The sequence below is a fragment of the Microcoleus sp. AT8-A3 genome, from assembly GCF_036705675.1.
Classification (GTDB): domain Bacteria; phylum Cyanobacteriota; class Cyanobacteriia; order Cyanobacteriales; family Microcoleaceae; genus Microcoleus.
On record NZ_JAUBVD010000016.1, the window covers coordinates 41,447 to 68,317 of the forward strand.

Annotated in this window: 24 protein-coding genes and 2 riboswitches; of the genes, 17 read left to right on the plus strand and 7 right to left on the minus strand. The window is 46.2% G+C overall.

Going from position 1 to position 26,871, the window contains the following annotated elements:
• Nucleotides 1–61 precede the first annotated feature (61 nt).
• Together larC and QUB51_RS12045 are read left to right on the plus strand one after the other, a co-directional pair.
• Entirely contained in the window at nucleotides 62–1,498 is a 1,437-nt protein-coding gene (gene larC / locus QUB51_RS12040; protein WP_333231896.1) for a nickel pincer cofactor biosynthesis protein LarC, read from the plus strand.
• 251 nt (nucleotides 1,499–1,749) lie between these two features.
• Nucleotides 1,750–2,313, plus strand: coding sequence for a Uma2 family endonuclease (locus tag QUB51_RS12045; RefSeq protein ID WP_333205591.1), 564 nt, complete (start codon nucleotides 1,750–1,752; stop codon nucleotides 2,311–2,313).
• A 289-nt stretch (nucleotides 2,314–2,602) separates the two neighbouring features.
• Here QUB51_RS12045 and QUB51_RS12050 read toward each other — a convergent pair whose 3' ends face one another.
• Both QUB51_RS12050 and QUB51_RS12055 read right to left on the minus strand, forming a co-directional pair.
• On the minus strand, nucleotides 2,603–4,951 hold the full coding sequence (locus tag QUB51_RS12050; RefSeq protein WP_333054991.1) for a PhoX family phosphatase: 2,349 nt from the start codon (nucleotides 4,949–4,951) through the stop codon (nucleotides 2,603–2,605).
• Between the two features lie 372 nt (nucleotides 4,952–5,323).
• Nucleotides 5,324–5,791 carry a hypothetical protein gene (locus QUB51_RS12055; RefSeq protein WP_333054992.1) on the minus strand — a complete coding sequence of 156 codons (468 nt, stop codon included), beginning with the start codon at nucleotides 5,789–5,791 and terminating at the stop codon, nucleotides 5,324–5,326.
• 274 nt (nucleotides 5,792–6,065) lie between these two features.
• On the opposite strand from QUB51_RS12055, the gene folK reads away from it, so the two are divergent.
• The 5 genes from folK to QUB51_RS12080 all read left to right on the plus strand — a co-directional run bounded on the left by folK (nucleotide 6,066) and on the right by QUB51_RS12080 (nucleotide 10,363).
• On the plus strand, nucleotides 6,066–6,548 hold the full coding sequence (folK, locus tag QUB51_RS12060) for a 2-amino-4-hydroxy-6-hydroxymethyldihydropteridine diphosphokinase (protein WP_333054993.1): 483 nt from the start codon (nucleotides 6,066–6,068) through the stop codon (nucleotides 6,546–6,548).
• A gap of 187 nt (nucleotides 6,549–6,735) precedes the next feature.
• Nucleotides 6,736–7,284 carry an NUDIX hydrolase gene (locus tag QUB51_RS12065; protein ID WP_333055091.1) on the plus strand — a complete coding sequence of 183 codons (549 nt, stop codon included), beginning with the start codon at nucleotides 6,736–6,738 and terminating at the stop codon, nucleotides 7,282–7,284.
• A 149-nt stretch (nucleotides 7,285–7,433) separates the two neighbouring features.
• Nucleotides 7,434–8,879: an FAD-binding domain-containing protein gene (locus tag QUB51_RS12070; protein WP_333261821.1), complete on the plus strand. Its 1,446-nt coding sequence runs from the start codon at nucleotides 7,434–7,436 to the stop codon at nucleotides 8,877–8,879.
• 207 nt (nucleotides 8,880–9,086) lie between these two features.
• Complete coding sequence (locus QUB51_RS12075; protein WP_333054994.1) at nucleotides 9,087–9,698, plus strand: Uma2 family endonuclease; 612 nt, start codon at nucleotides 9,087–9,089, stop codon at nucleotides 9,696–9,698.
• A 17-nt stretch (nucleotides 9,699–9,715) separates the two neighbouring features.
• Nucleotides 9,716–10,363 (plus strand): Uma2 family endonuclease, encoded by a 648-nt coding sequence (locus QUB51_RS12080; RefSeq protein ID WP_333261800.1) that lies wholly within the window; start codon nucleotides 9,716–9,718, stop codon nucleotides 10,361–10,363.
• A gap of 102 nt (nucleotides 10,364–10,465) precedes the next feature.
• Here QUB51_RS12080 and QUB51_RS12085 read toward each other — a convergent pair whose 3' ends face one another.
• Complete coding sequence (locus tag QUB51_RS12085) at nucleotides 10,466–10,915, minus strand: hypothetical protein (RefSeq protein WP_333054996.1); 450 nt, start codon at nucleotides 10,913–10,915, stop codon at nucleotides 10,466–10,468.
• 97 nt (nucleotides 10,916–11,012) lie between these two features.
• Between QUB51_RS12085 and QUB51_RS12090 the strand changes: the two genes are divergently transcribed.
• A complete protein-coding gene (locus QUB51_RS12090; RefSeq protein ID WP_333054997.1) occupies nucleotides 11,013–11,339 on the plus strand; it encodes a hypothetical protein in 327 nt (108 codons plus the stop codon).
• 15 nt (nucleotides 11,340–11,354) lie between these two features.
• Nucleotides 11,355–13,490 carry a pentapeptide repeat-containing protein gene (locus tag QUB51_RS12095; protein ID WP_333054998.1) on the plus strand — a complete coding sequence of 712 codons (2,136 nt, stop codon included), beginning with the start codon at nucleotides 11,355–11,357 and terminating at the stop codon, nucleotides 13,488–13,490.
• A gap of 166 nt (nucleotides 13,491–13,656) precedes the next feature.
• Here the strand turns inward: QUB51_RS12095 and QUB51_RS12100 are convergent, their stop codons facing one another.
• Complete coding sequence (locus tag QUB51_RS12100; protein WP_333231893.1) at nucleotides 13,657–15,231, minus strand: FAD-dependent oxidoreductase; 1,575 nt, start codon at nucleotides 15,229–15,231, stop codon at nucleotides 13,657–13,659.
• Nucleotides 15,232–15,479: 248 nt separating this feature from the next.
• The gene (locus tag QUB51_RS12105) at nucleotides 15,480–16,178 is read right to left on the minus strand and encodes a Uma2 family endonuclease (RefSeq protein WP_333055000.1); all 699 of its coding nucleotides are present in this window, start codon (nucleotides 16,176–16,178) and stop codon (nucleotides 15,480–15,482) included.
• 299 nt (nucleotides 16,179–16,477) lie between these two features.
• Nucleotides 16,478–16,624, plus strand: a riboswitch (cobalamin riboswitch).
• Nucleotides 16,625–16,685: 61 nt separating this feature from the next.
• On the opposite strand from QUB51_RS12105, the gene QUB51_RS12110 reads away from it, so the two are divergent.
• The 8 genes from QUB51_RS12110 (at nucleotide 16,686) to QUB51_RS12145 (ending at nucleotide 23,883) form a co-directional block, all read left to right on the plus strand.
• Complete coding sequence (locus tag QUB51_RS12110) at nucleotides 16,686–17,405, plus strand: energy-coupling factor ABC transporter permease (protein WP_333055094.1); 720 nt, start codon at nucleotides 16,686–16,688, stop codon at nucleotides 17,403–17,405.
• 3 nt (nucleotides 17,406–17,408) lie between these two features.
• Nucleotides 17,409–17,729: an energy-coupling factor ABC transporter substrate-binding protein gene (locus QUB51_RS12115; protein ID WP_333055001.1), complete on the plus strand. Its 321-nt coding sequence runs from the start codon at nucleotides 17,409–17,411 to the stop codon at nucleotides 17,727–17,729.
• A gap of 8 nt (nucleotides 17,730–17,737) precedes the next feature.
• Complete coding sequence (cbiQ, locus tag QUB51_RS12120; RefSeq protein ID WP_333055002.1) at nucleotides 17,738–18,538, plus strand: cobalt ECF transporter T component CbiQ; 801 nt, start codon at nucleotides 17,738–17,740, stop codon at nucleotides 18,536–18,538.
• 819 nt (nucleotides 18,539–19,357) lie between these two features.
• A complete protein-coding gene (locus QUB51_RS12125) occupies nucleotides 19,358–20,176 on the plus strand; it encodes an ABC transporter substrate-binding protein (protein WP_333055003.1) in 819 nt (272 codons plus the stop codon).
• Nucleotides 20,177–20,596: 420 nt separating this feature from the next.
• Entirely contained in the window at nucleotides 20,597–21,172 is a 576-nt protein-coding gene (locus QUB51_RS12130; protein ID WP_333055004.1) for a Uma2 family endonuclease, read from the plus strand.
• A gap of 43 nt (nucleotides 21,173–21,215) precedes the next feature.
• Nucleotides 21,216–21,360, plus strand: a riboswitch (cobalamin riboswitch).
• 118 nt (nucleotides 21,361–21,478) lie between these two features.
• Nucleotides 21,479–21,919: a hypothetical protein gene (locus QUB51_RS12135; RefSeq protein WP_333261797.1), complete on the plus strand. Its 441-nt coding sequence runs from the start codon at nucleotides 21,479–21,481 to the stop codon at nucleotides 21,917–21,919.
• 19 nt (nucleotides 21,920–21,938) lie between these two features.
• A complete protein-coding gene (locus QUB51_RS12140; RefSeq protein ID WP_333261794.1) occupies nucleotides 21,939–22,805 on the plus strand; it encodes a methyltransferase domain-containing protein in 867 nt (288 codons plus the stop codon).
• A 229-nt stretch (nucleotides 22,806–23,034) separates the two neighbouring features.
• Nucleotides 23,035–23,883, plus strand: coding sequence for an ABC transporter ATP-binding protein (locus QUB51_RS12145; protein ID WP_333055008.1), 849 nt, complete (start codon nucleotides 23,035–23,037; stop codon nucleotides 23,881–23,883).
• A gap of 156 nt (nucleotides 23,884–24,039) precedes the next feature.
• Here the strand turns inward: QUB51_RS12145 and QUB51_RS12150 are convergent, their stop codons facing one another.
• On the minus strand, nucleotides 24,040–24,741 hold the full coding sequence (locus QUB51_RS12150; protein WP_445242995.1) for a diacylglycerol/polyprenol kinase family protein: 702 nt from the start codon (nucleotides 24,739–24,741) through the stop codon (nucleotides 24,040–24,042).
• Nucleotides 24,742–24,884: 143 nt separating this feature from the next.
• Nucleotides 24,885–26,558: a bicarbonate transporter BicA gene (gene bicA, locus QUB51_RS12155; RefSeq protein ID WP_333055009.1), complete on the minus strand. Its 1,674-nt coding sequence runs from the start codon at nucleotides 26,556–26,558 to the stop codon at nucleotides 24,885–24,887.
• Between the last annotated feature and the right edge of the window lie 313 nt (nucleotides 26,559–26,871).

Here is a 26,871-nt window from a genome sequence, read left to right on the forward strand (position 1 = left end):
GGCTAAGTGGGCGATCGAAATATCGAGTGAAACAATCAATGCTAAAAATTAATTGTTAACAATGAATAAAATAGCTTATTTTGACTGTCCAACCGGCATTGCTGGCGATATGTGCATCGGAGCTCTCGTCCACGCCGGCGTTCCTTTAGAATACCTAATCGAAAAACTCAATTTGCTCGGCATTTCGACAGAGTACCAGTTGCGGACGGAATTAGTCCACCGGAATACTCAACAAGCAACTAAATTTTATGTCGATTTAGCTGCGGATTTGTCGTTAAAACCAGAAAATCCCGCTACCGAACTCGATCCCTCGGAAACCGAATCCCCGACTTTCGACGCCCGCCACCACCATCATCACGGGGAAGAACATTCTCACAGTCACGGCGAAGCAGATGCCGAAATTAGCCACAGTCATCACCGCAATTTACCCGAAATTGAGCAAATCATCGTCTCTGCAAAATTGCCTCCGCGCGTGGAAGCCTGGAGTTTGGCCGTATTTGGCAAATTAGCAGAGGCAGAGGCTGCAGTACACGGTATCCCCGCAAGCGAGGTTCACTTTCACGAGGTGGGGGCGACGGATGCAATTATTGATATTGTCGGTACTTGTTTGGGTTTGGATTGGTTGGATATTCAGGAGTTTTACTTTTCGGCGATGCCGACTGGTGGCGGTACGGTGAAGGCTGCCCACGGCCGATTAGCGGTGCCGACGCCGGCGGTGATGCGGTTGTGGGAAACGCACCGAGTGCCGGTTTATAGCAATGGGATCGATCGCGAATTGTGCACTCCTACGGGAACTGCGATCGCCTGTACTCTCGCCGCTGGTTTCGGCCCGCCACCGTCGATGCAAGTTCAGGCGATCGGTTTGGGTGCAGGTTCTCGAAACCTGGCAATTCCTAATATTTTGCGCCTCTGGATTGGGGAGAAGTCAGAAGGAAGTTCGGCAACGGATTCTGTAACGGATGTAACGGATGTCAGAAAGAGGGCAGAAGGAAGAGGGAAGTTTTTAAACAATACTCAATTCCCAATTACGGATTCCCAATTACCAATTACCAATTCCATAGAAACTATTACGGTACTGGAAACGCAAATTGATGATTTGAGTCCGCAGGCGATCGGCTATGTTTTTGATGCTTTGTTTGCCGCCGGAGCTCTGGATGTTTTTACTGCCCCAATTGTGATGAAAAAGTCGCGGCTTGGGGTTTTGTTAACTGCCATTTGTCATCCAGAATTTGAGGATGCTTGCGAAGCTGTGATCTTTCGCGAGACTACTACTTTGGGAATTAGGCGATCGACTCAACAGAGAACTATTTTGCACCGAGAAATCCAGACTGTTCAAACAGAATACGGCGAAGTCAAGATCAAAGTGGCGAAGTCTGGACAAACGATTGTTAATGTACAGCCGGAATACGAAGATTGCGCGGAAATTGCCAGACTTAAAAATATTAGCTGGCGGGAAGTTCACCGCTTGGCGCTGCAAAGTTGGTACGATCGCACTTAATCAATTACAGTGACTTACATGAGGAATTTAGTCCCTGACGGGCTGACAATCAGTCAGACCCAGCAGGCTTGAGGAATATCTAAATCAGAGGAATCAAAACCTCTGATATCATGTCGGGTCGATTACCCCTAATACGATAGGGGCGGGTTCACGAAAAATATCTGCCAATAATTGACCATCTCAAAAACCCGCCCTTTTAATCGCTTTTTCTTCAAGCTATTATAGAAACATACTTGATTCTCGATCGCATTATGGTTGCCTTACCCGATCGCCCATCGATGAGTGCAGAAGAATACCTGGCTTGGGAACCCACCCAAGAGGAACGCTACGAGTATTGGGATGGCGAAGTCGTCGCCATGAGTGGGGGCACCCGCAATCACAATCGAATTTCAGGAAATTTCTTCAGAATCCTAGATGATGCCCTTGTCGATCGCCCTTGCGAACCTTACATCGCGGATGTCAAAGTCCAAGTGGAACGAGGGCAAAAATATTTTTATCCTGATGTTGTGGTAACTTGTGATGAGCATGATAACGATCCGCAATTAGTGCAATTTCCTTCCTTAATTATCGAAGTTTTATCGCCTTCCACTGAAGCAGCAGATCGCGGCATAAAATTTGCTAAATACCGCCAATTTTCAACACTGCAAGAGTATGTATTGGTGCAAGTTGAACAGCCAGGAGTAGAGATATTTCGGCGCAATCAACAGGGGCAATGGGTTCTCTCCGAGTATGGTTTGGGCGATTCCTTGCAACTTGAATCGGTGAATCTAGAAATTGCGATCGCCGATTTATATCGCCAAGTACAATTTTCTTAGTCTCGTATTTGTGTGTTACTAATTTGTAGGGTGCGTCGCTACCAGATGAGAAATGGAACTTGCAGATTGACGGGTGGCGACGCACCTTACCATTTGTGTGGTGCTAATATTTCAGAGCCCCGACTTCTTCAGCCAAGTCGGGGCTTTGGGTGTTCAGTTTTTTGAAATGAGCTTACTTAACCAGGATTTACGCACTCGACAAAAGAAACCGGGTTTTTTACCAAATCTTCGGACTGCAACGCGTCTTTTCGTAAAAAACCCGGTTTCTGAGCCCCATCGTAAGTCCTATTTAAACAAACTGGCCCGTTGGAGTCGATCGCACCCGACGAATTCCAATCACCGACGGCATCGGCGAACGACGCCTGTCATTCTCAATATTACTCGGCCACAAACTGCCGCGAGAAACACTACGAGTCTGATTAAAAACAGCACCGTTCAAATCCAACATTTCAATTTGCCGACTCAGTACAGTACCATCATCGATCGGACAATCTTCCCCAGGATGCTGCACCGCAAGCAACAGCGTATCTCCCACAAAAGTCGGCCCCGTCATTTCGCATCGGTTCGGGCCGTAAGCAAACGGAATTACTGTTCCTGCATTCGGCCCAGAAGTGGGAATATAAAACAGCCAATTGTTGCCAAAAACACCAGTCAAATCTGACACATTTCCAGTCTTGTTGTGGTCGATCGTCTTTGGCTCTCCACTCGCACCGACATCAAAACCGTTGTGCGTGCTCGTAGACATATCAGTGACGACCCAAACATTGCCTTGAGGGTCAAAATCCAAATTGTCTGCATTAGCAAATCCCGCCCCATCTACCGCACCGGCTTCTCCACCCTGAGCCAAACGCTGCCAGCGGAACGTCAAACCCGCACCGTCGGGACTGTCTTCAATTATTTTGTAAAGTCCTCCCGACTGCTGATTGCTGTTGACTGCGCTACCGTATTTAGCAACATTAAAAATGCGAGAATCTGGATAGCCGTCGCTTCCCGGTGCGCCGTCAGTATAAGCAATGAAAACTTCCTTCGTAGTAGGATTAACTTCCAAATCTTCCGGCCGCGCCGTCGGAGTGCCACCAATCAAATTAGCAGCTAAGAAAGCATCAACTAAAACCGCGCCTTGGCTGCTGTAGAAATTAGCCAGAGTTTTATTTTGGTAGCCCGAAATTGCTGTTGCTTCATTGGTTGTATCTACTACAAAAGAACCGCCGTCTTCGGTTTGACCAGCAATTCCGGCGCGTTTGGGCAAGCGAGTAGCGGCATCTCTTTGAGCTTTGCCAAAACTTGCTAATTCCGCCTCGCCAACTCTAGAAGGACGCACCGGATTTGTCGGGGTATTTAATGTCAGTGGCAGCCATCTTCCAGTACCGTTGCGGTTATATTGGGCAACGTACAAAACCCCATCTTCAAACAATCGGCTGTTGTTTTTATCTGCGGGATTGGTGACATTACCGTTGCTGACAAATTTCCAGGTGTGTCCGCCGCGCCGATCGTCCCCCATGTAGCCTATTAACTTGCGGCCTGCTTCAGCGCGAATCGCGACGTTTTCGTGGCGGAAACGGCCCAACCATGAGTGCTTCCGGGGGCGGAAACTTGGATCTAGGGGATCGACTTCTACCATCCAGCCGTATTTTTCGCCGACTAAGCCAAATTCCTCACCGATAGTGCCCTTGGCGTAGCTGGTTTGGCCACCGTTGGGTTTGACGTTTTCCTGAACCCCGACGAAAAATGCTTCGCTACCTTGGAAGTTTTCTTCGGCGGAGAGGATTGTTCCCCAAGGGCTTGTGGCGCCGGAACAGTTGTAGGCTGTACCGATGATGCGGTTGCCGAGTCCGTCGGTGTTGACTTGCGCGAAGACTTGGGTAGCTGCAGGGCCCGTGCCGATGAGGTAGTTGTCGTCCCCTTGTCTGGTTCCCCAGGAGGTGACATCTTTGTATTTGTCGGTACGCTGGCTGTTGATTCCGAGGCCGGAAAGTCCGTGAATACGGCGGTTGAGGGGGTCGCCGGCGATCGCCTGAAATCTGCCGTTGGCTTGTTTGGTGATGCGGACGATCGAACCACCGAGATTGTACAGGAATTCGCCGATGGTATCGCGATTCTTTACGGATAAGTCTATACCGAGGACGGCGCGCTCGGTTGTTGGAAATGATGCCAAGTCTGACGGGGTATCGGGTGCCTCTTTCGACATTGGGAAGGATACGTACTCGTGGTTAACCCAGAGATAACCGTCGTCATTGCTGCCGCGAAGGCCTACAAAGCCGGTGTAGTCGCAGTTGTAGCCGAAATAGTCTGCCGGATTGGGAAAAACTCGATCGCCCCAGCGGACAATCACATAACGTTCGTATTCCGGCGGCACAACCACATCGTCAACAATGCTGTAACTCGTTAATCTAGTATCCTGTGAGGCAGCCATCACAGTTCCCTGTCCGTTTAAGCCCATCGGCATAAAGCTGGACAATTCTCGATAAATCGGCAGCGGGTGGGGAAGTCTTAACGGAGTGAAAGATAGCGGAACTACAGCTTCGGCCGAGGTGGAATTGATGCCGAATAGTGTTTTAGTTACTTGAGGGGCAAGCACAGTGGTAGCTGCACTGCTGCCGAAGAAAATTAGCAGTTGTCGGCGAGTTATTTTAGACATAAATTCCTGTTCAGCCCAACTTCCCTAATCAGATGATTCCGTATGAAACTATATCACTGTTCAATTAAGGGAAGTTAACCTGAAGGTTAATTAAAATTGGGAGATATTTAGGTTAACAACAAGTTAAAAATAGGAAATTATAGCAATCATAAATCATTTGTGAATTTCTTACTCCCTCCCCTTGATAAGGGGAGGGTTGGGGTGGGGTAAAAATTTCACGAGTCATTTAGGATTGCTATAGTATGAGAGAGATATTTAGGAAAAAATATCTATCCGTGTATCCGTGATTTCCGTGTCGTGCTGTTGGTTATTTGTTATTTGTTATCTGTTACCAATGCCCGATGCCCGATGCCCCATGCCCGATGCCCGATTTCAATCATCTCGAAAACCTGGATCATTTTCTCTGGAGGTCGATCGACTAGGCGCAGGTACATTCCTCACTTGCGAAAATCCAGAATTTGGGGACGAAATACCGCCGTTTCTGAATCCCAGCAGCAATTGAGCATCGGCAAAATATCTAGTCCACTGTTCGATTCTCGCATCTTGTTGCCAGTCGCGACGGGATACTCTCGATCGCAAAACTGGAACTCTTTGTCGGCTGCGATCGGCTGTAATAATGACTGTAACTTCTGTTAATGCCGGATTTTCTTGAAACTCGCGGGCGATCGACTCTTTCGCTAAATCTTCCGCCTGCTGCACTAAACTCGCAAAAGATTGACTACCGTCCGAATCTAGGGTAAGGTAGCGCTCTTTTGTTTCAGCCAAACCTATTGATATACTTGCTGTTAAACTGATAATTGCTAGAATGACAGCCGACAATAAGCGTAGGTACAAATTCATTATGTTTGAAACTAAATACTAACACTTGTCAATAATAGTTAATAAAATTTAACATACTGTTAAGCTTAAATTAAAATAATATTTTGTGTTATCAGAATGCGCCAAAAATGCAGGCTTTAGGGGGAAAGTTTCGTAAAAATACAACTTGTATGGGCGGGTTAAACCCGAAATCTGTTTAGGAATCAAAGAATATTGATAAACCCGCGCCGCCTTAATCTTCTCTCTTCCTGACATCCGTTACATCCGTTACACAATCCGTTGCCGAACCTTCCTTATGAAACTAACAAAATGTGCGATCGCCCTCGGTAGCAACTTAGGCGACTCCCTAGCCACACTCTCTAGCGCGATCGTAACCCTAAACAACACCCCAGGAATAGCAGTAAAATCCCATTCAAGCTGGTATCAAACCGCCCCCGTCGGGCCGCCCCAACCCGATTACATCAATGCCTGTGCCATCCTAGAAGTTGCACTAGAACCCGAACAATTACTAGCAAAATTATTAGAAATTGAAATAAAATTTAATCGAATTCGCCGAGAAAAATGGGGGCCAAGAACCCTCGACCTAGATTTGCTGCTGTACGACAATTTAATCCTAGAAACTCCCACACTGACTCTACCTCATCCCCGGATGACCGAAAGAGCTTTTGTATTAGTACCTTTAGCAGAAATTGCCCCGGATTGGGTGCATCCGGTGACGAAAAGTGCGATCGTCCAACTCCTGCAAACCGCAGACTGTTCGGGAGTGCAAAAATTGTAACTGTAAAAAGTGAGTACAATTCACCGATCGTACCAGTTTCAAAAAAAATGCAACCGTAGCTAAGCTGCCAACTGTGATAGTCATCAGTCATTCCCAATCTAAAATCTAAAATCTAAAATCTAAAATCGTATTAGATCGCCTATGATGTCTTAAATCGGTGCACCCTAACATTATTCGCTTGTCGCTTATGTCGATCGGTCAAGAACTACCCCAACTCCTCAAACAACGCCTATTTTACCAAGGGCGCAAATTCAACTTTGACGTAGCCACCCTCCGTCTTCCCAACGGTTCCGAAGGCGAGTGGGAATGTATTCGCCACCCAGGCGGAGCACTTGCAGTTCCCGTCACACCCGAAGGTAAACTCGTCTTGGTACGCCAATATCGCTTTGCCACAAAAGGGCGAATTTTAGAATTTCCCGCAGGTACAGTAGAAATCAATGAAAATCCCGCCGAAACTATCAAACGAGAAATCGAAGAAGAAACCGGATATCGCGCCGGAAAATGGCAGAAATTAGGGCAATTTTTTCTCGCCCCCGGTTATTCCGACGAAATCATTTATGCTTTCTTAGCCCAAGATCTGGAAAAACTGGAACAGCCGCCAGCACAAGATGATGACGAAGACATTGAAACAGTTCTATTCACTCCAGAAGAATTAGAAAAAGCTATCTTAGCTGGGGAACCCATTGATGCAAAATCTATTTCTAGCTTTTTCTTGGCACGTCCCTTTTTGATGTAAATCTGACTGACGGAAAAACCCGGTTTCTTATAAAAATCGTGCGTCCAACCGATAAATATTAACTTAGAAACCGGGTTTTTGAACCCGCTTGTGTCCAGAACTGTAAAATCTAAAATCTAAAATCTAAAATCTAAAATCGAATGTCTGATATATCCAATCTAATTTTATTTTGGCACCGCCGCGACTTGCGTATTTCTGACAACATCGGACTGGCAGCAGCGCGCCAGCAAAGCCCGAAAGTAGTCGGAATTTTTTGTCTCGATCGCAATATCCTAAATCGCGATGACGTAGCCCCAGCCAGAGTCACATACATGATCGGCTGCTTGCAAAAACTCTCCTCGCGTTACAGGGAAGCAGGCAGCCAATTGCTGATAATTCAAGATGACCCGATCCTAGGAATACCGAGATTAGCAACAGCTATAAATGCCCAAGCAGTATTTTGGAACTGGGATGTAGAACCCTACGCCAAACAGCGCGATCTGGCCGTCTCAAACGCCCTCCAACAAGCAGGAATTCAAGTTCAAAATTTCTGGGATCAACTCCTGCACGCCCCAGATGAAATTCGCAGCGCTACAGGGACTCCCTACACAGTTTATACACCATTTTGGAAAAAATGGAACAGTCAACCAAAAGCCCAACCAGTAGAGACACTGCCGATAACTTATCTGGAATTAATGACCGGATTAACCGCCGAAGAACAAGCAATCGCCAACCAAGCAGGTGCAAGGGAAACAGTGCCAACTGCCTCTAGTTTAGGATTTATTTGGGAAAACCCATTAGTAATAGAACCAGGAGAAGATGCAGCGCAAAAAAAATTAGAAGAATTTTGCGATCGGGCAATTTACAAATATCAAGGACAGCGCAATTTTCCCGCCATTAACGGCACATCCAAACTCAGCGCAGCCCTCAAATTTGGTGCAATTGGCATCCGCACTGTTTGGCAAGCTACCCAAATAGTAATGGACACTTGCAGCAGCGAAGAAGCGTCTACAAGCATCCGTACTTGGCAACAGGAAATAGCGTGGCGAGAATTTTACCAACACGCCATGTATAACTTCCCAGAATTAGCAGACGGCCCCTACCGTCAAGCATTCAAAGACTTTCCTTGGGAGAACAATGAAAAACTCTTTCAAGCTTGGTGTAAAGGCAAAACAGGCTATCCTATTATCGATGCAGCAATGCGGCAGTTAAATCAGACAGGTTGGATGCACAATCGCTGTCGCATGATAGTCGCCAGTTTCCTCACCAAAGATTTAATTATTAACTGGCAGTGGGGTGAAAAATACTTCATGCAAAAATTGATAGATGCCGACCTTTCTGCTAATAACGGCGGCTGGCAGTGGAGTGCATCTAGCGGCATGGACCCGAAACCTTTGCGAATATTTAATCCGGCGAGTCAAGCTCAGAAATTCGACCCGGAAGGGGAATATATTCGGCACTGGGTTCCCGAATTGCGTCGCGTTGATACTAAATTTTTGCTAACAGGAAATATTTCGTCTTTAGAACGCCGACTTCTTCATTATCCCTCTCCGATCGTAGATCACAACGAGCAGCAGCGCAAGTTTAAGGAACTGTACACGCAGCAAAAAATTTAAACATCACACCCAGAACCCCGACTTTTTGAAGAAGTCGGGTTTCTAGCTGCCCTTATTACACCTACCTAATTAATATGTGATATCATGTTCTGTTAATTCCCCTTAAAAAAATTGTTTGTAGTAAGGACTTGAGTCCTTGTTGACTCTATTCGAGGACTCAAGTCCTCACTACGAACTATTGATGGCTATATGAACGGAGAATTTTTCATGATTCAAACCATAATCAAATCTATAACATTTGAAGACTTTTTAGAATGGTATCCAGATGGAAAAGGACGTTTCGAGCTACGCAATGGAGTAATAGTTGAGATGAACCCAAATGGAGACCATGAGGAAGTTACAGGTTTTCTGCTTCGTAAAATTAACGTAGAAATTGACCGTTTAAATCTTCCTTATGTAACACCTTCAACTTATTTTGTCAGACCTCCCGAAACGACCACGGGCTACCAGCCGGATATTATAGTCTTAGACAAACCAGCCTTAATGTCAGAGCCACTCTGGAAAAAATCATCAGTTATTTCTCAAGGTAGCTCTGTTAAGCTTGTTGTCGAAGTAGTTAGCACTAACTGGCAAGATGATTACCTGGTAAAAGTGGCTGAGTATGAAAGATTGGGTATCCCGGAATACTGGGTTGTTGACTATGCTGCCTTGGGTGGTCGGCGGTTCATCGGCAATCCCAAACAACCTACTGTCTCGATTTACCAGTTGGTAGAGGGGGAATACCAGGTTAGCCAGTTCCGAGAGGGCGATACGATTATTTCGTCTGCCTTCGGGGAACTTAATCTGACTGTTGAGCAGGTTTTTAGCTCTATAATTTAAATAAATCGGAGGTTGAAATGGTAACGCTGCAATTAAGGCAAATCATTGTACCACCTGGACAGAGAGTGCTGTTAAATGATGTCAACTGGCAGGAATTTGAAGCAATTTTAGAAGAGTTGGGAGAACACCGTGGCTCTAGAATAGCTTACAGTCAAGGAACTTTGGAGATTAGGATGCCACTACCAGAACATGAATTCAATAAGGAAATCATTGGCGATATGGTGAAAATATTACTCGAAGAACTTGAAATCGATCGAGAATGTTTTGGTTCGACGACTTTTCAGCGAAAAAGTATGTTACAAGGAATTGAACCTGACAATTGCTTTTACATTCAGAATTATGCTCTAATGATTGGCAAAAAGCGGATAGACTTAACTATCGATCCGCCGCCTGACTTAGCTATTGAAGTGGATATAACTTCCAAAACTCAACTCGATGCTTACGAAGCTTTGGGAGTACCTGAAATATGGCGCTATGAAAATAAAAAGCTTCAGATTAATGTGCTTCAAGATGGGAAATATGTTGAATCGGAAATTAGTCCGACTTTTCCAAATCTGCCAATTATTGAAGCTATTTCTCAATATTGCGAACAAAGCCAAACAGTGGGCACGAGTCAAACTCTCAGATTGTTTCGCAAGTGGGTTAGAGACCAAATACAAAATTGATATGAAATCGGTCTTCCACGGACTTGCTGTAAGGAATCCGGCTTATTTACGATCGCCAAAAAGCAATTTTCTCACAGCAAGCGTCCTAATTCCGTTTTATTTTTAATTTCGCTTTTGGGAAATAGAGAGAGAGTAAGGGTGTTGACCTTGAGCTCGATCGCCCACAAAAATAACATAAGTCCCCTTGTCCCCATAACCGGAAAATTCTACATTCCCCGCAGCAGCATTCGCCGGCAGCACGCAGAAACGCCCCCTCGGCCCTTGAATCATCAAACTCGGAGCTCCAGCGGTTTGTACTGCAATCCGCCAGTAAGGCAAATCCTGCGTTACTTCAATGACGTGGTTCGGCCCTTGGGAGACAAAACCGCAGTCGCCACTATTGTTCGGGCCGCCGGAAACTCCAGAAACTCCCAGCGGTTCGGGAAATCCCGGAGCAATTTGTAGCGGTTGGCTCCGAAGGGCACCCGCATCCGCTAAAATCATTGCCAAGGCTACGGTCACGATCGAGCTAAACCACAGTTTGCCGCGATCGCCCGGATAATTTATCTTCATGTTTCCTCACACAATGGCATTTGGTTATAGTTCTTTGACGGTAGGGGATAATGGCAGTTCCAAACACATTAATCTAAAATAACTTCCGAATTTTTTTATGAATCCTCAAAATAACTTCAATTGGCAGCAAGCGTTCGGAGAACTAAAAGCTAAAGTAGAACGATCGCGACTCATCACACAAAATCCAGACAGCTATCAAGCCGTCGGAACCTTCTACAATCAATTACTGGACAAGTTTCAAAGACTCCCCAAACCTGGGCAGGTGGCAGCCTTTGCCGTCGGAGCGATAATTGTCCTGACAGTCTTCAATAGCGTCGTACAGCTAATTTCAGCGCTGATGACTCTTGCCGTTCTCGGAGTGCTAATCTACATAGCGTATAAATTGGCAATTTCCCCCCAGTCCTCAAATACTAACGACAAATAATAGGAATTTCTAAATATGGCTAACCCCACCGCGCCCAGCGGCATCAATCAACCCGATCCGTCTTGGCAAACACAATCCAAGCAAATGCCACTGCTGGTTCGCAGGTGCGGCGCTTGGGCTGTGGAAATTTCGTTAATTGCGGCCAGCGCCCTCGTTCCCTTCAGTATCGGGGCATTAGTCAACCAGGAATCTCAAACCGTACCGCTCAATTCCTCAGTAGCAGCAGCATCCGAAACCGTCGCCCGTACCTTGGGCATACCCGTGCGCGATCGCAGCCCCAGAGTAGCACCCCTAACTAATCTATTCTGGTCGGGGGCGCTGCTGGCACCGGCAGTTTTAGCGGGGTGGCAACTGTTTTTGCTCGCCAGAACCGGTCAAACTATCCCCAAACGCTGGTTCGGCGTCAAAGTTGTCACAGCGTCGGGTACTCCTCCGGGTTTTGGGCAAGTGCTAATTCGCGAAAGTTTGGGGCGCTGGGGAGTGCCTCTGGGCGTCGCTTACGGCATTTGGCGCTTGACGGGAGCGTTTCCTGATTTGCTGATTTTAGGGGGGCTCAGCGGCTTGGCAGTGCTCGCAGACGGGGCTTTTGCATGGCGCTACAAACGGCAAACGGGACACGATCGCCTCGCCAATACTTTGGTCGTCAACGCTCGATCCCATCAACTGTCTGCCAATCCTGTCAAGACTCAAGATTGGACTGAGGAAGACGCGCAGATTGCGGCTTTGGTTGTGACTCCACCAAGCGGCCTGAAAGTAAATGCCAGTTTGTGGAATTGGATGCGCCAACACCCAGGCACAACTTTAGTAATAGTTACCGTCGGCAGCGCGGGATTGATTTTAACTTTGTTTGTCGGCACTCTCATCTACACTCAAAGTCAAGCAAATATGCGGGATTCCCGGCAGCGGAACGACGAATTATTTGTGGCTTTAGTCAGCAAATTGTCTCCCACATCGGCTAGCGGGGCATCGGGCAGGCGATCGGCAATTTTGGCTTTGGGGGCGGTGGAAGACTCCCGCGCCCTACCCCTGCTATCGGATTTGCTAGCTCAAGAAGACAACCGGGCCATGCTGGACGCGATCCAGCAAGCTTTAGTCAGTAGCGGGCCGAAAGCTTTGCCTGACTTGCAGCGGTTGAACCAAGCCCTCAGCAACGACCTCGATTCCCTGCGGTTTGACGGCAAGGCCCCGGAACGCGAGTTAGCGGCCGCCCGCCAGCGAACAGTACAAAGGGCGATCGGCAAAATTCTCACAGTGTATAGCAGCCAACTCAACGGTGTCGATCTCAGCCGCACGGATTTAGCTCAAAGTCCTGCCGGCCCATCTCAGTTTACTTTAGTTTTAAACAAAGTTGACTTGTCGGGAATTAAGTTGAGAAATGCCAATTTAACCAATGCCAGCTTGCAGGGATCTCGCTTTTACGGCACCGGCGAAGACAGGCGTCCGGGTACATTTGACGATTGGATTTCTGACTTGAGCGGCGCTAATTTGGAAGGAGTAAATTTGACCGGGGCGTCTTTGAACAGTGCTGTAATGAACGGGACTAATTTTGTGCGCGCTGTCATGAACAAAGCTAATTTGTCAAACGGCAATTTGAATTCAGCTAATTTCAGCAGTGCTATTTTAATTGGAGCCAATTTACAGGAAGCAATGTTAAAAAATGCCCGTTTTACCGGAGCCGATATAGGAAGCGCGAATTTGTCGCGAGCGGATTTGTCCGGTGCACGTTTGGGCAAAGTTAAGGCTCAAGGCGCTCAGTTGTCCTTGACAAATTTGTCTAAATCGGAATGGCAAGGTGCTGATTTATCCGGTGCTGATTTGAGCGGCGCAAACTTACAAAATGCCAATTTGACTTCGACTAAACTCGCCAACGTGAATTTAAAAGATGCTCGGTTGCAAGATGCCAATTTTCGGAATGCAGAGGTGAGTTCGGTTGATTTTCGGGGCGCGAATTTAGCGGGAGCGGATTTTAAAGGCGCGGTGTTTCTGGGGAAAGCAGCTTCGGAGCAATTTATTCAAAATCCCACGACTGGTAGTAAATCAGGTAGATTCCTAGGAGTTGATTTTGCGGAGGCTAAGAATTTAGATAAAAGTCAAATTGCTTACATTTGTTTGCAGGGGGGGATTCATCCAAAGTGCCCGCAGAAGAAGTAAGGATTTGTTGTTAGCGAGTAGGCTAATACAGTTGAGCATTTAAATTGTATATTCACGGCGGGTGGGACACCCCAAAAAAGTTTGATTATTTTTTGACATACAATTTAAATGCCACAACAGCTTAGTCAACAATCAATAATCATGAGGAGTGCAACCGGGATTGAGATTATGCAATAGCATCCGAAGTGACAAGAGTCTCGAATTGCGCCAATAGCATTGCCTCACCACTATTGGGAGTTCCAAAAATTTTAGGTAACTGGCCTGTTTGGGCGAGAACTTGTCTCACTTCTTGGTTAGATACATCGGCTAGATTTTTGTTATTTAGAATGGCATTAACCGCAGCGATACCCACACCTTGACCAACTGCAGCGTTGAATTCAACTATTCTGCCGACAGAACAGGCTAACCCTTCAAATCCCGAACACGGACTGACTACTGCCAAGTTAGGAACGTTTTTAATTAATGCGTGGCGGATGCCAATATTAAAGATAGGCTGTTTAAAACTCAGACTTTTAAACCATCCTAGACTGTTTGCTTTCTCGCCAATACCCTGGATGCCTCCCCGTACATCAAAATGATAGCTAAATGTTGCCAGGGCTTCATTAGCAGGTACGCCACCTAACAGCATTTGTGCGCCAGTTAAAGGTTCTACAACTCCCGTCACATTGCCAGCGTGTCTGATATAAAGTTCTGAGGCATAAGTAACAGAAGTAGCCCCCAAACTCCTCAGCCAAGTTGTAATAAATAACATCTCTCTTTGCATATTAGCCGTGGGTTTGCTCCCGCTTCTAGCTAAGGCTTCGGCTTCGCTGGCTGTGACTGCAAATAAAAGCGCATTCCACGAAAGTCGGTCATTTGGAAGTATTGCTATATTTCCCTCATCTAAAATTATGCCAGTTTCAGAAAAAGATAGTTTTCTTCCTCTAAATGAGTGGTAAGCTACAGACAGAGCCGGCGCGCGAACATCGATGTAATCGTTACCCGCCCACAGAGTTTTGAGATTGCCTTGAGTGTCCCTCATTTCCCGCCGCAGCTCTTCTGCTAGTTTGGCATCCTTGCCTGCGGCGTACAGCAAAAATTTTTGACTCTCTGCATCGGCCAGGTTGGTAAAGCGTTTTAGATAAATATAATCGAATTCTTTCAGTGCTCTTGCACTGAGTCCTTGGGTTTCAAAAACGAGGGTGACTGGAAGTTCTGAATTAGGCAGACCAAATGTTTCAAATCCCTTCAGCTTTCTCACACCGGCAGCTTGAGCTAATTCGGCATTGACAGTGGCATCAATAAATTGCTTGCCGGCATAAACTACGCCTTGAGAGGTGGTTATACTGACAATTTTTTGACCTTCTTTACTGACTGATTTAATTTCTACTTTGCTCAGGAGATCGGCCCCAGCTTTTACCAGCATTTCTTTCAGGGCTGCACTGGCTTTGCGGGGGTCAAGTGCAATTGCGGTGACACCGGATTTTTGTAAGAATTCTTTATAGATTGTCGCTGGTGAACCAAAGGTATCTAACTTTAAAGATTTTTGAAGTTCTTCACTAATCTGACTTCTATCTAAATAAGCAAGACCGCCTCTTACCAAATGCCCGCCAATTCCTTCTTGCAAGCTTCCTTTAGACATCAGTAGAATTCGCGGATAACGCTTTGTTCGGCGAAGATATTCTCTGGAGGCAGAGATAACAGCTAGAACTCCTGGAACTTCATCACCAAAACAGATGATATCGTAAGAACGCAGATTCATGACCATTATTTAATAACCTCTGTTGATTTTCATGTTTTCGAGCTGCATCTCAATGTTTGCCGTCCAACTTTCTGTTTTTCCCAAATCTAGCTAGATACTTCCTGATTTTTGCGATAATATTCACACATTTCTGGAGGCAGAAACCGGGTTTTTTCCAGAAAATCCTCCTTTGAGGACGATCGATCGGGCGTTGCAAAACCCGGTTTGTGAGCGTCTAGAGTACAACACTGAGGTACTCTTGATTGCCATCAGCCCAGATTATCAGGATCTATCCCCAACTCCCGCAATCGCTGAGCCAGTCGATCGGCGCGCTGGGATTCCTGTTGGGCGCGCTGCGCTGATTCTTTCACCTGTTCTTCAGGTGTCAGATAACGTTTTCCATCGGCATCATACCAATACAACCACTCTCTTGTCACCCCAGAATAACTTCCCCTTTCACAACCAATCCCCAAACCAATTTCAGGCATCCAAACTGGATGTTCTGGCTGTAACTCGTACTTCCCATTGACTAACTTGTGTACTTCCAAATGAGGTTTACGGCGGCGGCGGGAAGAATAAATGACGTAATAAAGTACGCCTAAAGCTTGATAAGTGTCTAATTTTGTGCTGTATTCCTTGCGATAAGTTGGGGAAACAACTTCCAGCACAAAAGTAGGCAGAACATTTTCATCCCACAGCACGTAACTGGGGCGCAATTCTTCGTCGTAAAATCGTTCTACTCCTAAACTTAAGAAAGCATCGGGGACAATGGGCGGTTCGTCAGGGTGATGATAAATACCCATATCTATGCCAAAAAACCAGTCCATGCGTTCTGCCCAAAGTATGAGCAATATTGCTTTTAACAACCCTGGTATTAGTTCTTGCAGTTCGTTATCCACAGGAGTTTCATCTGAGTCTGGTAGTTCATCGGCTGAGGGCCAGTGCCTCGGAAATTTGTAATCTAACATGGCGGCTTTCCTCAAAACTCACTAATATTATACCGTTGATTTGTTGGGCAATAGTATTTATGGAACGAACCGCGAAGACGCGAAGGAAGAGAAGATGAGAGGTAATTTTGACTTAGGAACGCGAATTAAATAACTTACAATTTTAATTGTGATTGTGGGATGGGTGTCCCGCCCGTCCACTCATGACGGGCTATAAGAGCCCATCCCACTTTCAAGAGTGGAAGTTATTTAATTCTCATTCCTTAGTTAATCTGAAGTAATTTTTGTAAAAGATTTGCTGAGACTTACGCGATCGACTAAACTATGTGTAACCAGTCGGTTCTAATGGGGAGCAGCCGTTAGAGGAAACGGGGAAAGTTCGGTGCAAGTCCGGCGCTGTCCCGCAACTGTAATGAGAGTTTTGTCGCTTTCTGAGTCAGGATGCCCGCCGATGTGTTAGTTTACATAGTCTCATCTGCGAGGTTCAGCGTGAAGGCCAGAAATCGGAAATTGGTCAGCTTGGGATTGATGGCTGGCTTGAGTTGTTATATTGTCCTGGGTTCGGCAACGCCCGCCGCAGCTATGCACATTTCGGAAGGTTTTTTGCCGGTGCAATGGGCGGCGTTTTGGTGGATGGTGGCGTTGCCTTTTTTTGCAGTAGGTTTGCGATCGATTACTCGTATTACAAAAGAACACCCGGAACTTAAATTATTGCTTGCTTTGGCGGGTGCGTTTACTTTTGTGCTTTCTGCTTTAAAAATTCCCTCGGTAACGGGCAGTTGTTCTCACCCGACGGGTACCGGTTTGGGTGCAATTTTGTTCGGCCCTTCGGTGATGGCTGTACTGGGGGCTTTAGTTCTGCTGTTTCAAACGTTACTGTTAGCTCACGGCGGGCTGACAACGCTGGGAGCGAATATGTTTTCGATGGCGATCGTCGGCCCTTTCGCTGCCTATTTTATCTATCAATTGCTGATGCGAACTGGCAGGCAACGGGCGGCAATTTTTTGTGCGGCGGCTTTAGCAAATTTACTGGCTTATGTGACGACTTCGATTCAATTAGCGTTAGCTTTTCCGGCAGCAATTGGCGGTTTTATGGCTTCGTTTCTCAAGTTGGCTGGCATCTTTGCTATCACTCAAGTACCCCTGGCGATTAGTGAAGGATTGCTGACTCTATTGGTCTGGAATTGGCTGCATTCTTACGGGAAGCCGGAGTTGGAAACTTTGAAATTATTGAGACAGGAGTCATAAGCCGTGAGTCAAAAAAACACAAGAAATCAGCAAGCTACTTCACAACAAAATTGGATGTTGGTAATTGCTGTTATCGCGCTTGCCGTTATTCCCCTAGTTTTTGTCCGGGGTGAATACGGCGGATCGGATGGGGAAGCACAGAAAGCGATTGCGGAAATTCAACCTGACTATCAACCTTGGTTTAACCATTTTTTTGAGCCTGCTAGCGGAGAAATTGAAAGTTTGCTGTTTGCGACTCAAGCGGCGCTGGGGGCTGGCGTAATTGGATATGCGATCGGGCTGTACAAGGGGCGATCGCAGCGACAAAAATCTGATGATGAATAGCCGTCAGAATGAACCATCAGATTGATAGTCTGGCTTATACAAATCGCTTGCGGGGGTTGCCGCCATCTCACAAGTTATCCTTTGCGATCGCCCTTTTAATTCTGTCTCTCGTTTCTGGGGCGATCGTCCAATTGTCGATCGGCTTTTGGTTAACCGTCTGGATCGTCATCTATGCGGGTATTCCGGCGAAACTGTATTTGCGGTTGCTGTCGCTACCGTTGATGTTTTTGCTGACAAGTTTGCCTGCTTTGGCGCTGGGTGCGGTTGAGTTAAGTCAAATTCAGGAAATTCAGTGGGATATTTGGCAAGGTTGGGGCATTAGCATCGGCACTTTTTATCTGTATGTGAGCCGCACTGGAATATACCAAGTGAGCTTGCTGTTTGCCCGCGCCTTCGCATCGACAAGTTGTATGTATTTCATTCTCTTGACGGTTCCATTTACCGAAATCTTGCAGATTCTCAGACAATTACGCTGTCCAGAGTTAGTCACAGAACTGCTATTACTAATGTATCGGTTTATTTTTAGCTTATTGGCGATCGCCCATGAACTTTGGATAGCACAAAACTCGCGCTGTGGCTACCGCACTTGGAAGCGGGGAATGCAGAGTTTAAGCATTTTAATCGGGCAATTGCTTCAGCGAACTTTGGAAAACTACCGTCAAGTTTCGTTGAGTTTAGCGTCGCGCGGCTTTAATGGAGAATTGCGCGTTTGGAATTCTTACCCTTATAAACCTTCGCGAAGATATACATTTGAAGCCGTGTTTGGTTGCACGGTTTTAACTTTGTTAAGCGCGGTACTTCAACGCTAAATTTATTGTTATTCCTGGACGAATGGGGGTCAGAAACCGGGTTTTTTGACCTAATCTGCGATCTAACGCGTCTTTTCGTAAAAAACCCGGTTTCTTTGGTCGGAGTGGGTAAGTCCTGCATGATATTCACGATTAGTGCCGGTGACGGTGGCGGTGGTTAATATCAACGGGAGTTACGCATCACAATCAAAGAAACCGGGTTTTTACAGAATCTGCGGGTTGTAACTGAGATATTGCAGCATTCTCAATAATCTTTTTATGAACAGGCTTTCCGGCTTGTTCCACAAGAAAATTTATCTCTTGTGGAACAGGCCGGAAAGCCTGTTAAGCGAGAATGGTGCAAGATGTGAGTTGTAACCAAGTATTCTCGCAAAAAACCCGGTTTCTGAACACCCGCGCCTCCAGGAATATTGTTGATAATTCTCCTATTCTCGTTAGTTTAGCGGGCCGGATTTGAATAAGGGCGATCGCACTTCTTGCAACAGCTATTACAAATACAGCGGATTCCAGGTTTATAAAGTACACCCCAGAAACCGGGTTTCTTGTGGATTTCTCGCCAGAAACCGGTTTGATTCAAGAAACCCGGTTTCTCTGTACTTCACTTACCTGGAAAGTGCTGTATGACTTTTATGAACTTAATTAATGAATTATATGAATTGACGTGAACATTAGTTGAATGAATAATTACAGTATCAAAATAAATAGAAAAAATTCTGTATCAAGATACTAACAAAAACAACAGCCCGCCCCCCATTATTTTTATTATTGCCATCGGCTTAATTTGGTTGGGCGCCTACAAGTTCCTTCCCGGTTTATTGAATGCCAAAAATTAAAATAGACCTACATCTACATCTACATCGGCAACGATCGCACCCGGAGCGCCAGACGAGCTTTGCCAATAATCTATCAGGATTTGGCAGCTACATCTTTCGGACAGTACCCAATATTAGCTTAATGGCAGCTCCCTTAGCAGAATATGGAGTGAAAACAGCAGCCAAAACTAATATTGCGGTTTGTTATGATTCCCAAGCACCGGATAACATATCATTTAAAGATGAATTTGTGGCATCTCTTACTGCTGCTGGTGGCAAATTAGTTCCCACTGTTTGCGACTTTTATTTACCCTCTTTTAATCCCGAAAGTGCGATCGCCGATGCTGTCAGCAAAGGTGCACAAGGATTGATGGTAGCGCCCCACATCGATCGCATTGACCGTGCCATTTCTCTGGCTCGCATCAATCGAGGCAAATTGCCACTCTACGGCAGCACTACGCTCTACACCTTTCAAACTTTAAAAGACGGACAAAAAGACGTTGACGGGATTGTTTTGCCCGTTCCCTGGCATCCTGAAACTAATCCCGGTAGCCGTTTCCCAGAAAATGCCCGCCAGCGTTGGGGAGGCATTGTGAATTGGCGAACAGCAACGAGTTTTGACGCGACTCAAGCTGTCATCGCTGGCTTGCGGCAAAGCAATACGCGGGAAGGATTGCAACAAGCACTCAGAAATCGGAGTTTTTCAACAGCAGGATCGAGCGAGGATGTGAAGTTTTTGCCCACGGGCGATCGGGCTGGGAAGCCGATTTTAGTGCAAGTTAAACAAGGAGGAAGCACTGGCTATAACTTTGTCCCGCTGCGGTAAGTTTGTTAAGTAATATCATGTCCAGTCGATTGACCATGATTCCTGTAGGGGCGGGTTCACCAACAATATTTGCCAAAAACCGACAATCTCAAAAACCCGCCCCAGCTTATGTATTATGCGCGATCGATCGGACATAATATAAGTTTCCTAAGTGCGATCGGACTCATATTTTGCATCATTTTTATTAATAAAGGGCTAGTTTGTGGGGTGGGGGCGGGTTTATTTAACCTGTCTGCACCATGAGAAAGCTTTTGGCGAACCCGCCCCTACAGGCTTTTTCTTTTTCTCAGACTATTCGTGGGAATGCGTAGCCGAAGCTGCGGTATCCAAATAATATCGAAATAAAGATAACAAATCATCCCTCTAATTAAGGATTTTTAAGATAAACTGAAATGAGTAGATTAAAGGAGAGCGTTGTGTATGATCGCGCAAGTTGAAACCAAAACCTACACCGCTGAGGAATATCTAGAATTAGAAATCAATTCTCTGGATCGGCATGAATTTATCAATGGGGAGATTGTTCTGATGGCTGGCGGCACACCGGATCACAATGAAATTACCACTAATTTAGTTGTTGCGCTGAAACTGGCGTTAAAAGGGAAACCATATCGGACTTTTAGTTCGGATCAGCGGCTTTGGGTTCCGCAGCTTAATAATTATACTTACCCGGATGTGATGGTGGTAGCGCGCCCGATCGAGATGCAATCTGGACGGACGGATACAATTACTAATCCGCTGCTAATTGCTGAGGTGCTGTCTAAAGGTACCAAAGCTTACGATCGCGATGAAAAGTTTGCTGCTTATCGCAGTATTCCTAGTTTTCAGGAGTATTTATTAATCGACCAATATCGGCTACAGGTGGAGCAATATTCTAAAACTGATGCGAATAAGTGGATTTTTTCGGAATATAGCTGTATGGGCGATCGGCTGAGTTTAACATCTGTTGCTGTGGAGATTTCGCTGGCTGATTTGTATGAAAATATTGAGTTTGGTTAATAGGCACACGGCTTTTTTTGTCAAATATCCCAAATAGTGGTAATATCCCCGTATATCGATCGGCTCTGATGAAAAACACACATCAGACGTAAGGGGGAAAGTTCGGTGCGAATCCGGCGCTGTCCCGCAACTGTAATGAGATCATTGCATCTCTGAGTCAGGATGCCCGCCGATTTGTTTACAATCATGTTTTTCATCTGCGAGGTATGGATGATGGTGAGTTCAATATTTTTACAAATAATCTGCTGTTGTGCTCCGTTTCCCGATCGACAATAACGAAATTTTAGGCAGCGGGAAACTAAAAAAATGCGAATCGAAGATAGTGTTTGGCAGGGTAGTTTTGGCTACTGGCAAAACTTGTTTATTCATCAGAATATTTTGTCGATCGGACATACCGCTTGGAATGGCTTTTTGCATCAAGGACGAGGCTTGGTTGCTTGCAAAATCAATACTCCCATTAACGGCTATGTGAATTGGAGCGTAGATACTATCAAGTACGATCTGGAATTTATTTCCGACTTGGAGGCAACCGTTTATTTGCAACAACTAGAAATCGAGCAAAATACTGTTTCAAATCTGCTCCAAATCATTGATAGCTACGAACCCAAGGAAGCAATTATATTTTTGTCGATCGCCCACGGTAACATTGATATCAATTTGTTGCAAAAGTTGGCAATTTCTCCGGTTGAGTGCTATGAACAAGTATGCAAGCGCTGGGAAGAATTTCAACTCAGCCCTAAATCCTAAAACTTACTAAATTTTCCCAATGTCGCAGCCAAAATCTATCGAAATTTCTAAAGTAACTCGCTACCAAAATGCAGCGCTTAATTACTATTTGGGCTTGACAGATTCGCCCTACCTTCACTACGGCTATTGGGAAACCCTACCTGTGCCCGCTGACGAACTCACGATCGCACGATTGCGCGTCGCTCAGCAAGCTTATACTGTAAAACTGTTAGATGCAATCCCCAAAGGCACTCATACGATACTCGATGTGGGCTGCGGGATTGGCGGAAATGCGGCTTATTTGCTCGATCGAGGTTTTGCAGTCGAAGGGCTCGCACCCGATCCTTTCCAACAACAGCGCTTTCTTAAGTGTACGCGCGATCGGGCAATCTTCCACCTCACGAGGTTTGAAGACTTCAAAGCAACCCATTTCTACGATCTTATTCTCTTTAGCGAAAGTAGCCAGTATATGTCGGCTGTTGATATTGCTAACGGTGCCGCCAAAATCCTCAATCCCGGCGGTTACGTTTTGCTGGCTGATATGCTGCGATCTGATGCTAATTATCAAGAGGGAATGTTCTCTAATTGTCATGTTGTTACGGAACTTCATGCAGCATTAAAGCAAGCTGGATTCACTTTAGTAAAAACTGAGGATATTTCCGCCCATATTTTGCCAACAATCGATTTGTATGTCGATACTTTCCGCCGATATGGACTAAATACAATGATTTATGTTGCAGATTTGATTGCGATTACAGTTCCCCCCGTCCACAAATTCCTGCGCTGGATATTTCGTCGCTGGTTCAAGAAGCTGGTGGTTGAAGGATTGGAGGCAAGTCAACTTTTTGAGCAACATCTCTGTTATGAAATGCAACTTTGGCAGTTGGCAAAATCTGATCGAGACTGACACAAATTTAGCAATTATAAATCATTTGTGAATTTCTTACTCTCTCCCCTTGATAAGGGGAGGGTTGGGGTGGGGTAAAAAGTTTACGACTCCTGCAAGGATTGCTATACAATTGAAATCGGTAATTGGTAATTGGTAATTGGAGGCATAGCCTCCGGGTATGTATTCCCAGGCAGAGCCTGGAAGGCTATAAAAAATAACAAATAACAAAAAATAAAAAATAACAAATATGTCTGAATGGATTCTCGAATTCGATCGCACTTCCTACTCCTATCCCTGCGGTTCGCGAGTGGCAATTCAGGGTTTAAATCTCAAAGTTCCCGCTGGGAAACGGTGCGGGCTGATCGGTCAAAATGGCTGTGGCAAAACCACATTTTTTCTGTTAGCAAATGGCTTATATCAACCGCAACAGGGAATGATTCGCTGGCACGGTGAACCCTTGCGCTACGATCGCAAATCTTTGATGCAACTGCGCCAACAAATCGGACTCGTCTTTCAAAATCCCGAACATCAATTAGTAGCTTCGACGGTAGAAGAAGATATTTCCTATGGATTGTACAATTTAGGCTTGAGAGAATCCGAAATTGCTCAACAGGTGCAGCAGGCGATCGAGCAATTCGATCTAAGCGAACTCGCCCGCGAACCAATTCACAATCTCAGTTTGGGCCAGAAAAAGCGGGTTTCCATCGCCGATATCATGATTCTCAAGCCCAAACTGCTGCTGTTAGATGAACCTACCGCCTATCTCGATCCGCGTCACACCCGACAACTGATCGGTTTACTTCAACAAATTCACAGCGCCGGAACCACTATCCTTTTAGCAAGTCACGACCTCGATTTCATCTACCGCTGGGCTGATTGGGTGTTTGTAATGGATCGAGGAAAATTGATTTTAGAAGGAACACCGGAAACCGTTTTTGCTCAGCGGGATGTCTTGGAACAATTGCAGCTTGGCGTACCGCTGGCGATCGAGCTAATCGAGCAAATAAGGGCGATGTTTCCAACAGACGATCGCTCAAAAATCCCCGTTTTCGAGCAATGGCAACAACAAATTTTACAAGCACGTCGGCTGCTTTAACGGGACTTAGACAATTGATAATTGGGGTTGCTGATTCACGGTATGAATCACCTTTGATCGGAATTTACAAAACTCACCCGACTTGGTTTATAGCAATTGCAAAATCTTGAATTCCTACCTGTATCCAGTAACGCCCCCCGTGGGGGGAAGTTCAGATTACACATTACCAATTATCAAAAATTGATTTAGGAAAAAGGCGATCGCCCCACTGCCGATCGGCACAGTCAGATTGTCAATTCCCAGCTTGGAAACCGACTCCAAAGTAGCAGCAGCCAAAGCTACAACAGCAGACACAGCCCAAGTTTGCCAAATATTGCCTTGAACCGCCAGCAAAATCAAACTACTAATAGCAAAACTCACCAAATACATAGTTGCAGAACCTTCCCAACTCTTTTGTATTCCCCCAACTCGATAAATATGTTTGCCGTATTTCTGGCCGATGACAGCAGCCAATCCGTCGCCCCAAGTCATCACTAAAATGCCCAAAGCAGCGTATTCCTGATGTTGCAGCGGCCAAAACCAAGCTACGAGAACGCTGATACTAACAGCATAGAAAAAAGTCCCCCAACTCTTCCGGTTGATACTGTTAAGACTGGGCAAAATCGGAACTTGGTAAGAAATTAGGGCGATCGCACCTGCTAAAACTCCCGCCGAAATCCCCACCCAACCGGGTATTTCCAGCCACCAAGCCAGCAAAATCACATTTCCAGTACCGATGTGAACCACCTTCCGCGATACTTCAGGATTGACAGAAGTAAAGCGATTTAACCCCTCAGCGACCAGTAAAATCAAACCCAGCCAGATACCCACGAGGGAAATTTGCAGCCATACAGTGGGAATTTCGGAAAATATAGACACGATATTTAGGAAAAACTTAGAGCGGGCAATGTTTATAACTTTAGTGGAAATAGGAAGGTGAAACGATCGATCGAGCCATAGAAATAGCAGGAAAAACGGGCACTCCTGCTAAACCACTACTATTTTGGCGAATTCGCGCCTTGTTACACAGGCGCTCCCAAGGGGATGCCTTTGTTGTCAACCACAGCGACGGCTTGTCGCAAGGCTGCGGTACGATCGCTCATGACATGCTCTGGCGCAATCAGATCCAACAATCCCAACTTCTGCAAGCGCTGCTGAATTTTCTCGCTGGCACCGACGATGTAAACCTGCAAACCCTTATCGCAGGCATCGCGAATCGCATTTTCGATCGCCAGCGAAGCCGTCACCCCCAGCATGGGCACAGCAGTCAGATCCATCACCAAAGCATCCGCATCCTTCATAGCATTGTGTTCGCGGGAAATCGCCTTCGACAACCCAAAAATCATCGGGCCGCTCAAGCAGAACAGCAACACGCGCCCCCTACCCCGATCCAAGAGTTGCTTCTCCTCCTGACTGAGGACCACATCATCATCCGTATCGGAAATCAGCTTCACTCCCGCAGACTGCAAACTACTCAACCGTTCGATAGTCAGGATATTGGCAATAAAGACGCCCACACCCACCGCCACAATCAGATCCACAAACACAGTCAAAAACAGCACCCCGTACATGATCAGGGAACCCTTAACAGATACTTTGTGCGATCGTTTCAGGAAACTCCAGTCAAGAATATCAATCCCCACCTTCAGCGCAATCCCCGCCAACACCGCCATCGGAATCGGTTCAGTTAACTTCGCCGCGCCCAAAACCACCACCAGCAGCACCAACGCCCGAGTTAAACCCGACAACGCCGAAGTCGCGCCTGTTTGGATATTGACCACAGTTCCCATCGTTGCCCCGGCCCCCGGTAAGCCACCGCAGATCCCCGACATGATATTGCCAATTCCTTGACCGATCAACTCCTTATCGGACTTGTGCTCAGTCCGCGTCAGACTGTCCGCCACCACCGCCGTCAGCAAGGTATCGATACAGCCCAGCATCCCCAGCATCACCGCATTCACAAACATCACCGTGAGTTGACCGGCGGAAAAAGTCGGCAATTGCAAGGGAGGCAGTCCCACCGGAATTTCTCCAATCCGGCGAATATCCGCGCCCTGAAACACAGTCAGGGAAATTACCGTGCCGACAATCAGCGCTATCAATTGCGGGGGTACGATTTTCTTCAGCTTTTTGGGCATCAGGAAAATAATTGCCACCGTCAAGATACCGAGAATTGCTTCCGGCGGATTTACGTTTGCCAGCAACTGCGGAATTGCCATAAAAGTGCCCAAAACACCTCCTTTGGGAGGGGCTTGACCCAGAAACGGTGCAATTTGCAGAATTATCAAAATCACGCCAATTCCCGACATAAAGCCCGAAATCACGCTGTATGGCATCAGGGTGACGTATTTCCCTAGCTTGAAAATACCAAAGATGATTTGAAACAACCCCGCCAGCATCACAACGGTAAACGCCATTGCTAGCCCTTGTTCGGGATTGCTGGCGGTGAGGGATGCGACGATCGCAGTCATCACCACAGTCATCGGCCCTGTGGGTTCCGAAATCAGTGTTGGGGTGCCGCCAAACAGCGCCGCAAAGAAGCCAACACAAATGGCACCGTACAGTCCCCCGATCGGCCCGATTCCCGAAGCGACCCCGAAGGCGAGGGCCAGGGGCAGCGAGACAATGGCAGCCGTGACACCGCCGAAGATGTCGCCCTGGAGATTATTGAAACTAATCCGATTAGTTATTGACATGAGTGGTGCATTAATAAAATAGACAGAATTTAACAATGCTGACTTTGATCCCTTCACCCACTCTCAGGGCAAAAGTTTTCCCTAATCGCCTGACAGATAGCACAAGCAGGGCAGACCCAAGGAAAGGTCTGTACTCGTCCCCGATCGATGTCAAAGTCGTAAATACTTAATTTTCAGTATTTCTTAATTTCTTAATTTAATCTAAAACGTGTCTGATCGAATTTTTATTTTTAGCCTACTCTCTCAAGGCTCCCCGAAAAGTTTTCTATCGAGCCAAATCTGAGCAAATCTCAATGCCAAACAAAACCCCCTA

What these genes read in the sequence shown, in the direction of transcription:
- larC (WP_333231896.1), top strand. Translation starts at nt 62, where the DNA reads ATGAATAAAATAGCTTATTTTGACTGTCCAACCGGCATTGCTGGCGAT.
- QUB51_RS12045 (WP_333205591.1), top strand. Translation starts at nt 1,750, where the DNA reads ATGGTTGCCTTACCCGATCGCCCATCGATGAGTGCAGAAGAATACCTG.
- QUB51_RS12050 (WP_333054991.1), bottom strand. Translation starts at nt 4,951, where the DNA reads ATGTCTAAAATAACTCGCCGACAACTGCTAATTTTCTTCGGCAGCAGT.
- QUB51_RS12055 (WP_333054992.1), bottom strand. Translation starts at nt 5,791, where the DNA reads ATGAATTTGTACCTACGCTTATTGTCGGCTGTCATTCTAGCAATTATC.
- folK (WP_333054993.1), top strand. Translation starts at nt 6,066, where the DNA reads ATGAAACTAACAAAATGTGCGATCGCCCTCGGTAGCAACTTAGGCGAC.
- QUB51_RS12065 (WP_333055091.1), top strand. Translation starts at nt 6,736, where the DNA reads ATGTCGATCGGTCAAGAACTACCCCAACTCCTCAAACAACGCCTATTT.
- QUB51_RS12075 (WP_333054994.1), top strand. Translation starts at nt 9,087, where the DNA reads ATGATTCAAACCATAATCAAATCTATAACATTTGAAGACTTTTTAGAA.
- QUB51_RS12080 (WP_333261800.1), top strand. Translation starts at nt 9,716, where the DNA reads ATGGTAACGCTGCAATTAAGGCAAATCATTGTACCACCTGGACAGAGA.
- QUB51_RS12085 (WP_333054996.1), bottom strand. Translation starts at nt 10,915, where the DNA reads ATGAAGATAAATTATCCGGGCGATCGCGGCAAACTGTGGTTTAGCTCG.
- QUB51_RS12090 (WP_333054997.1), top strand. Translation starts at nt 11,013, where the DNA reads ATGAATCCTCAAAATAACTTCAATTGGCAGCAAGCGTTCGGAGAACTA.
- QUB51_RS12095 (WP_333054998.1), top strand. Translation starts at nt 11,355, where the DNA reads ATGGCTAACCCCACCGCGCCCAGCGGCATCAATCAACCCGATCCGTCT.
- QUB51_RS12100 (WP_333231893.1), bottom strand. Translation starts at nt 15,231, where the DNA reads ATGAATCTGCGTTCTTACGATATCATCTGTTTTGGTGATGAAGTTCCA.
- QUB51_RS12105 (WP_333055000.1), bottom strand. Translation starts at nt 16,178, where the DNA reads ATGTTAGATTACAAATTTCCGAGGCACTGGCCCTCAGCCGATGAACTA.
- QUB51_RS12110 (WP_333055094.1), top strand. Translation starts at nt 16,686, where the DNA reads ATGGCTGGCTTGAGTTGTTATATTGTCCTGGGTTCGGCAACGCCCGCC.
- cbiQ (WP_333055002.1), top strand. Translation starts at nt 17,738, where the DNA reads ATGAACCATCAGATTGATAGTCTGGCTTATACAAATCGCTTGCGGGGG.
- QUB51_RS12125 (WP_333055003.1), top strand. Translation starts at nt 19,358, where the DNA reads ATGCCAAAAATTAAAATAGACCTACATCTACATCTACATCGGCAACGA.
- QUB51_RS12130 (WP_333055004.1), top strand. Translation starts at nt 20,597, where the DNA reads ATGATCGCGCAAGTTGAAACCAAAACCTACACCGCTGAGGAATATCTA.
- QUB51_RS12135 (WP_333261797.1), top strand. Translation starts at nt 21,479, where the DNA reads ATGCGAATCGAAGATAGTGTTTGGCAGGGTAGTTTTGGCTACTGGCAA.
- QUB51_RS12140 (WP_333261794.1), top strand. Translation starts at nt 21,939, where the DNA reads ATGTCGCAGCCAAAATCTATCGAAATTTCTAAAGTAACTCGCTACCAA.
- QUB51_RS12145 (WP_333055008.1), top strand. Translation starts at nt 23,035, where the DNA reads ATGTCTGAATGGATTCTCGAATTCGATCGCACTTCCTACTCCTATCCC.
- bicA (WP_333055009.1), bottom strand. Translation starts at nt 26,558, where the DNA reads ATGTCAATAACTAATCGGATTAGTTTCAATAATCTCCAGGGCGACATC.